The organism is Phenylobacterium sp., from assembly GCF_046590535.1.
Classification (GTDB): Bacteria; Pseudomonadota; Alphaproteobacteria; order Caulobacterales; family Caulobacteraceae; genus Phenylobacterium.
In genome coordinates, this window is record NZ_JBKJTG010000198.1 from 1 (window position 1) to 7581 (window position 7581).

6 protein-coding genes and 1 tRNA gene are annotated in these 7581 nt (G+C 68.9%); 4 read left to right on the forward strand and 3 right to left on the reverse strand.

All coding sequences use genetic code 11. From position 1 onward, the window contains the following. Positions 1-140 precede the first annotated feature (140 nt). Together ACLL81_RS11720 and ACLL81_RS11725 are read right to left on the reverse strand one after the other, a co-directional pair. The gene (locus ACLL81_RS11720; RefSeq protein ID WP_411288524.1) at positions 141-923 is read right to left on the reverse strand and encodes an enoyl-CoA hydratase/isomerase family protein; all 783 of its coding nucleotides are present in this window, start codon (positions 921-923) and stop codon (positions 141-143) included. Continuing rightward, positions 923-2086, reverse strand: a complete 1164-nt coding sequence (locus tag ACLL81_RS11725) for an acyl-CoA dehydrogenase family protein (protein WP_411288525.1) — start codon at positions 2084-2086, stop codon at positions 923-925. Before ACLL81_RS11725 ends, ACLL81_RS11720 begins: the two co-directional genes overlap by 1 nt. 66 nt (positions 2087-2152) lie before the next feature. Between ACLL81_RS11725 and ACLL81_RS11730 the strand changes: the two genes are divergently transcribed. Then, positions 2153-3373 carry a CaiB/BaiF CoA transferase family protein gene (locus ACLL81_RS11730; RefSeq protein WP_411288526.1) on the forward strand — a complete coding sequence of 407 codons (1221 nt, stop codon included), beginning with the start codon at positions 2153-2155 and terminating at the stop codon, positions 3371-3373. A gap of 353 nt (positions 3374-3726) precedes the next feature. On the opposite strand, the gene ACLL81_RS11735 is transcribed toward ACLL81_RS11730, so the two are convergent. Beyond that, on the reverse strand, positions 3727-5193 hold the full coding sequence (locus ACLL81_RS11735) for an AMP-binding protein (RefSeq protein ID WP_411288527.1): 1467 nt from the start codon (positions 5191-5193) through the stop codon (positions 3727-3729). A 162-nt stretch (positions 5194-5355) separates the two neighbouring features. On the opposite strand from ACLL81_RS11735, the gene ACLL81_RS11740 reads away from it, so the two are divergent. The 3 genes from ACLL81_RS11740 (at position 5356) to ACLL81_RS11750 (ending at position 7554) form a co-directional block, all read left to right on the forward strand. Then, the gene (locus ACLL81_RS11740) at positions 5356-6906 is read left to right on the forward strand and encodes a class I adenylate-forming enzyme family protein (RefSeq protein WP_411288528.1); all 1551 of its coding nucleotides are present in this window, start codon (positions 5356-5358) and stop codon (positions 6904-6906) included. A gap of 49 nt (positions 6907-6955) precedes the next feature. Beyond that, positions 6956-7378: a PaaI family thioesterase gene (locus tag ACLL81_RS11745; RefSeq protein WP_411288529.1), complete on the forward strand. Its 423-nt coding sequence runs from the start codon at positions 6956-6958 to the stop codon at positions 7376-7378. 86 nt (positions 7379-7464) lie between these two features. Then, positions 7465-7554: transfer RNA gene (locus ACLL81_RS11750), tRNA-Ser, on the forward strand. Positions 7555-7581: the final 27 nt, after the last annotated feature.

Sequence of the window (7581 nt, forward strand, 5' to 3'; positions counted from 1 at the left end):
CCCGGCATGCCGGTCTTTCCATTCGCTGCGTAGTCGATCCAGAAGAAGCGAACTTTGACCTCCGTCATCAAAGCCGCGTAGAGTTCGACTACTTCCTGGATGCGTTCTTGCCTCGCCACCGCCCCTCCGGCTTTCAAATTTCACCGCCCCGAGAAGTTCCCCGCCCGTCTTTCGGCTACGGAGCGCACGCCTTCCTGGAAGTCGTCGGTGGCGCGCAGGATGGTCTGCTGCTCATGCTCGTGGATGGTCTGGGCGCGGACGTCCTGGGCCAGTTGGCCGCGCAGGGTCTTGCGGGTGGAGATCACCGCCAGGGGCGCGTTCTCGGCGATCTCGCGGGCCAGCGTCAGGGCCGCGGCGCGCAGGTTCTCGGCCGGGACCACCTCATCCACCAGGCCCCAGGCCAGGCCGTCCTCGGCCTTCACGCGCCGGCCGGTGAGGAACATCAGGTTGGCCCGCTGTCCGCCCACCAGGCGCGGCAAGGTGTGGGTCAGGCCGAAACCCGGGTGGAAGCCCAGCTTGACGAAGTTGGCGCTGAACCGGGCCTCCGGAGCGGCGACCCGGAAGTCGGCCACCAGCGCGAGGCCCAGGCCCGCGCCGATCGCCGCGCCCTGCACCGCCGCAACGATCGGCGTCTCGATGGAGAACAGCCGCACCGCCTGCTCGTAGAGCGCGGTGATCCCGCCCATGCCCGAGGCCACGCTGTCGTCGGGCGAGGCGAAGTCGGCGCCGGCGCAGAAGCTCTTGCCCGCCGCCTGCAGCACCGCCGCGCGGCCGCCGTGGGCGCCGTCCACCGCCTCCAGCGCGTCGGCAAGGTCGCGCATCAGGGCGACGGAGACGAAGTTGTGTGGCGGCTTGTCGATGGTCACCACCGCCACATGGCCGTCCATGGCCACGCTGACGTGCTCGCCGTAGGTCGGTTTCATCACTTCGTCCCCAGAAGGTTGCGGGCCACTACCCATTTGTGGACCTCGGTGGGCCCATCGTAGATGCGCATGGTCCTGAGCTTGGCGGCCATCAGCTGCAACGGCAGTTCCTTGGTCATCCCCATGGCGCCGAATGTCTGCATCGCCCGGTCGACCACCTCCCACGCCATCTCGGTGGCGTAGGCCTTGATCATCGAGATCTCCTGGCGCACGTCGCGCTTCTGGTCGAGCTTCCAGGCGCAGTCATAGGTCATCAGCCGGGCGGCATGGATGCGGGTGGCGGCGTCGGCCACCCACCACTGGATGGCCTGGCGCTCGGACAGCGGCAGGCCGAAGGTCTTCCGCTGCGGGGCGTACTCGCAGATCATGTCCAGCGCCCGCTGCGCCATGCCGATGGACCAGGACGCCATCTCGATCCGGCGCGTGCCCAGCCGTAGCTGCATGGGCGCGAAGCCCGAGCCCTCCTGGCCCAGCAGCTTCCAGCCCTCCACCCGGCAGTCCTCCAGGGCCACCTCATAGGTCGCCGCCCCGCCGATCATCGGGATTTTGCGCAGCACGTTGAAGCCGGGCGTGCCCTTGTCCACCAGGAAGGCGGAGATGCCGCCCCGGGACCGCTTCTCCTTGTCGGTGACGGCCATGACGATGGTGAAGTCGGCCTCCGCCGCGCGGCTGATCCAGATTTTGCGGCCGTTGAGGATCCAGTCCTCGCCCTCCCGCTCGGCCCGGGTGATCATCCCCGCCGGATCGGCCCCCGCGCCCGGCTCGGAGATGCCGATGGCCGAGATCGTCTCGCCACGCACATAGGGCTCCAGATAGGCCCGGCGCTGCGGCTCGTTCACCGTGGCCATGAGCATCCGCAGGTTCGGGCTGTCCGGCGGCAGGGTGTAGGGGGTGACAGTGCGGCCCAGCTCCTCGTTGACGCCCACCATGGCCACGGCCGGCAGGTCCGACCCGCCGATGTCCTCCGGCGCATCCAGGCCCCACAGGCCCAGGGAGCGCGACACCTCGTCCAGCCGCTTGTGCTCGGCCGCGCCGACGCCCAGGCCTTCGCCCGCCGCCTCGCGGGCCAGGACGCCGGCCTCAAGCGGCATCAGCTCGTCGCGGACGAACCGGGTGACGAGGTCCTTGAGCATCCGGTGCTCTTCGGCGAGTTCGAAATCCACTGGCCCTCCGGCGTCTGGCTATGCAGAAGGATCATAGCGACCTGGGCGACAGTGAGGAGTGGGGACGTGGCGGAAAGCAAGCAGCTGGCGGAACGGGCGACGGGACCGCTGGCCGGAATCCGCATCCTCGACCTGACCAGCGTGGTCAACGGCGCCTACGCCACGCAGATCCTCGCCGACCAGGGCGCCGACGTGATCAAGCTGGAGGACCCGGGCTCTGGCCGTGGCGCTGGCGGCGACATCATGCGCTGGGCCGGCCACGTGCCGGAGGGGACGCCCCGGGACCTGGGCCCGATCTTCCTGACCATCAACCGCAACAAGCGCTCCATCGTCCTGGACCTGAAGGAGCCCAGCGCCCAGCGCGCCATCCGCCGGTTGATCAAGAGCTGCGACGTGTTCGCCGCTTCAGTCCGCTACGAGGGGCTGAAGCGCCTGGGCCTAGCCTATGAGGACGTGGCCGCCATCAAGCCGGACATCGTCTACGTGCATGCCGCCGGCTACGGCTCCGACGGCCCCTATGCCGGCGAGCCCGCCTATGACGACCTGATCCAGTCGGCCTCGGGCCTGGCCGACGTCCTGCCGCGCACGGACGGAAACCCCACCCCGCGCATCCTGCCGACCCTGGTGGCCGACAAGGTCTCGGGGCTGTTCATGGCCCAGGCGATGACCGCGGCCCTGCTGCATCGCGCCCGCACCGGGGAGGGGCAGTTCGTCGAGGTGCCGATGCTGGAATGCGTCACCAGCTTTCTCCTGGTCGAGCACCTTTACGACCACACCTTCGAGCCGCCGCTAGGGCAGTGGGGGTATCCCCGCGTGGTCAACCCGCACCGCAAACCCTATCCCACCAAGGACGGCCACATCGGTCTTCTTCCGTATACAGATAAACAGTGGGATCAGTTCTTCGAGGTCGCCGGCTGGGGCGAGAGCTTCGGCAAGGACCCGCGGTTCACCGACTACGCCACCCGCGCCAAGCACATCCACGAGCTCTACGCCCTGGTGGAAACGGTGACCGGCACGAAGACCACACAGGAGTGGCTGGACCTCCTGAAGCCCCTGTCGATCCCGGTGGTGAAGACCAACCGGCTGGACGACCTGGAAACCGACCCGCACCTGGCGGCCGTGGGCCTATTCGAGCAGTACGACCACCCCCACGCCGGCGCCTACAAGCAGCTGCGCCCGCCGGTGCGATTCTCGAAATCACCCGCCAACATCCGCCGCCACCCGCCCCGCCTCGGCGAGCACACCGAGGAAGTGCTGGCCGAACTGAGCGGGGGCGAAGACGCCTGAACTATCGGGTCGCGCGACCGCTCACCTTCACCCGCGCCACCCACTTGGTCTGGCTGGACTACGAGCGGCCGGTGATCATGGGCCGCGTGCTCCTCCGCCCCTTCGTCCGTGCGATCACACGAGAGGAGCTGTGGCCCGGCACGGGAAACGGGAGGAGTTCCGTCGCTGGCTCGCCAAGGACCATCCCATCCGCTGGGCCTGGGACACCTTCGCCAGGCGCCGCGCGGAGTACGAGGCGCTGTTCGCCGATCCCGCGCTGGGCCACCTCGTGCGTCACCGCCTGCGCCATCCGCAGCAGGCTGCTGCGTTGATCGAGCACCTCTGCCGAGAGGGCTCTGGCGGGCATCACGCCGCTACGACGGCGTCGTCAATCGCGCGTCCCTGAGCGCCGAGCGGCGGACTTTTCCCGCGTCATCGCGCAGGGGCTCATCGACGAACTCGAAGCTGCGCGGCTGCTTGTAGCTCACCAGCCGGTCGGCCAGATGGGCCTTCAGGTCTTCCGGCGTGACCGTTCCCTTAGCCTGGACAATGGCGTGGATGCGGGCGCCCAGGTCGTCGTCCGGCAGGCCGATCACCGCCACCGACTGCACCGCCGGATGTTCCTCGAGAGCGGCTTCGATCTCCGCCGGATAAACGTTGGAGCCGCCCACCAGGATCATGTCGGTGCGCCGGTCGGCCAGATAAAGGTAGCCCTCCTTGTCGAACCAGCCGAGGTCGCCCAGGCTCTCCCAGCCGCCCGCCATCACCTTGGCGGTGGCCCCCACGTACCTGTAGGTGGGCGGTGCGCCCTCGGGACGGCGCATGTAGATCTCGCCCACCTCGCCGGGCGACAGGTCGGCGCCGTCGTCGCCTACCGCCTTCATCTCGCCCGCGGTCACCTTGCCCACCGAGCCGCGGTGGAGGAGCCATTCGGCGCCGGAGATGATGGTCACCGCCTGGGCCTCGGTGCCGGCGTAGAGCTCCATGACCACCTCGGGGCCCACCCAGTGGATGAAGGCCTCCTTCAGCCACGGCGGGCAGGGCGCCGCCAGATGCCAGAGTGTCTGCAGAGAGGTCAGGTCGTAGCGGCCGCGCACCTCGTCCGGCAGGCGCCAGATGCGGTTCATCATGGTCGGCACCAGATAGACCCAGGTGGCCCGGCGCTGCTCGATCTCGGCCAGGGTCGCCTCGGGATCGAACCTTGGCATCACCACCAGGTGGCAGCCCTGGGCCATGGCCGACATCATCATGCCGAAGCCGGCGTTGTGGTAGAGCGGCGCGGGCAGGACGGCGATGGAGGCGGCGTTCAGCCGCCAGCCGCCGACCTCGGGCGTGTCCTTCAGGGTCACGCCGGGCTGCCCGGCCAGGATCAGCTTTGGCCGGCCGGTGGACCCGCCGCTGGTGGGCGCCTTGGAGATCGGGGCCGTGGCGTCGGGCAGGTCACTGTCGTCCTCCGACGCCGCCGCCAGCTCGGCGATGCCCAGCAGTGGCCGGGCGATGGCGTGGCTGAACTCGGCGATCACGATCGGGGTCTGCGCCAGCTCCATGATGGCGTCGAGTTCGCCTTTCGGCAGGCGGAAGGACACCGGCTGCGGCGTCGCCCCCAGCTTCCAGATCGCATAGCAGGCCTCCACGAAGCCGACCCCGTTGGGCAGGCCCAGCGTCACCAGGTCGCCCTGCTTGACGCCGTGCGCCGCCAGACCGCGGGCGATGCGGTTGGTGCGCCGGTGCAGATCGCCATAGGTCAGGGTGACATCGCCGCAACTCAGCGCCGGAGCGTCGGGCCGGGTCAGGGCGTGCTGGCGCAGCTTGGCGCCCAGCGAGATCATCTCATCGGACATGGCGGTCTCCCCACTTTGCGGCGAGTTCGCCCCGCGCTTGTGCTGACACTCTTGTCGCCCGCCGCCCGCCGGGCAAGGTGTCAGATCACGGCTGACGCGGCGTCGGTGGTCGGGCTATGAGACCCGCACCATTTGAACAACCGGTCTTAGGGGCCTGCGGCGATGTCGGCGGAAGAACTGCTCACCCAGGATTTCGGAACCCTGGCCGACGTGATCCGCGAACAGGCCAAGGCGCTGGACGACAAGCCGGCGCTGATCGACGCCCGGCGCACGCTCACTTACGCCGGCCTCGACGCGACCATGGACCGGATCGCCGCGGCCCTGCAGCGCGACGGCATGGCGGTGGCCGAGGTGGCGGCGATCTGCGCCTCCAGCTCCGTGGAGTATGGTGCCACCTTCTTCGGCATACTGCGGGCCGGCGCCGTGGTGGCCCCCTTGGCGCCCTCTTCGACGCCGCAGAGCCTGGTGGGCCAGCTCAAGGACTGCGGCGCGAAGGTCTTCTTTCTCGACCATCCCGTGGCCCAGGCCATGGCCGGGGTCATGGATCAGGTGGCGGCGAAGCGGGTCGCCCTGGATGGGTCGGACGCAGGCATGGCCTTCGAGGACTGGCTGGCCCCCAAGGGCGCCAGACCCGCCCCAGTCACGGTGGATCCCGACCAGGGCTTCAACATCATCTATTCCTCCGGCACCACCGGGGCGCCCAAGGGCATCGTCCAGCCGCACCGCATGCGCTGGGGCCAGATCCGCCGCGGCGTCTATCCCCCGACCTCGGTGACGCTGATCTCCACGCCGCTCTATTCCAACACCACGCTGGTTTCCTACCTGCCCACCATCTCCAACGGCGGGACGGTGGTGCTGATGCCGAAGTTCGACGCCGAGCAGTTCCTCAAGCTCTCCGAACAGCACCGCGTCACCCACGCCATGCTGGTGCCCGTGCAGTACCGCCGGCTGATGGAGCGGCCGGACTTCGACAGCTACGACCTGTCCGCCTTCCAGATGAAGTTCTCCACCTCCGCGCCTTTCGCCGCTGCGCTCAAAGCTGACATCCTGAACCGCTGGCCGGGCGGCCTGATCGAGTACTACGGCATGACCGAAGGGGGCGGCTCCTGCGGGCTCTTGGCCCACGAGCATCCGGACAAGCTGCACACCGTTGGCCGCCCGCTGCCCGGCCACGACATGCGGCTGATCGACGAGGACGGCAAGGAAGTGCCCCAGGGCGAGATCGGCGAGGTTGTCGGCCGCTCCGGGGCGATGATGGTCGGCTACCACAACCAGCCGGGCAAGACCTCCGAGGCCGAGTGGTGGAGCCCCGACGGCCTGCGCTTCATCCGCACCGGTGATGTGGGCCGCTTCGACGCGGACGGCTTCCTCACCCTGATGGACCGCAAGAAGGACATGATCATTTCCGGCGGGTTCAACATCTATCCGTCCGACCTGGAGGCCGAACTCACCCGCCACGAGGCGGTGCTGGAGGCCGCAGTGGTCGGCGTGCCCTCCGACGCCTGGGGCGAGACCCCGGTGGCCTTCGTCGCCCTGAAACCCGGCGCCGGCGTCGGCGCGGACGAACTCAAGGCCTGGCTGAACGGCAAGGTCGGCAAGACCCAACGCCTGGCCGACCTGCAGCTCATCGACGCCCTGCCGCGCAGCCACATCGGCAAGGTGATGAAGCGCGAAATGCGCGACGCCTACAAAGGCCCCGCGACCATGGCTTGATTGACGCAGCGTCCGCCTCCCACGTGATGTCCACCAGGAGATGGCGACCATGCTGGACGGCAATCAGGCCAAGGCGTTCGAGGAGCGGCAGAAGGGCACCCTGCCGGGCGACCTGGGGATAGCGTGGGACGAGGTGGCCACCGGCCGCGCCCGCGGTCGCTTCACCGTCCTCCCCGGCCACATGGCGGCCAACGGCTTCCTGCACGCCGCCTCGGTGATCGCCCTGGTGGATAGCGCCTGCGGCTACGCCTGCATGGCCAGCCTGCCGGACGGCGCCAGCGGCTTCACCACCATCGAGCTGAAAGCCAACTACCTGGGCACCGCCAAGCTGGGCGAGGCCGTCGCCTGCGAGGCCCGGCTGCTGCACGGCGGCCGCATGACCCAGGTCTGGGACGCCGAGGCGACCAATGAGACCACCGGCAAGGTGATGGCGGTGTTTCGCTGTACGCAAATGGTCCTCTACCCCCGCTGAACCGGCGCTTGCGCCGGAGGGGTCCGATGAGTAGGTTCCGCGCCTCGCTCAGCGGGCCCCTTCGTGGAGCCCCCAAAGGCCCTTCAGGAGAGGTGGCTGAGTGGTCGAAAGCACCGCACTCGAAATGCGGCGTGGGCGCAAGCCTACCGTGGGTTCGAATCCCACCCTCTCCGCCATCACCCTTTCGTGCCCAGCGGGCGCGG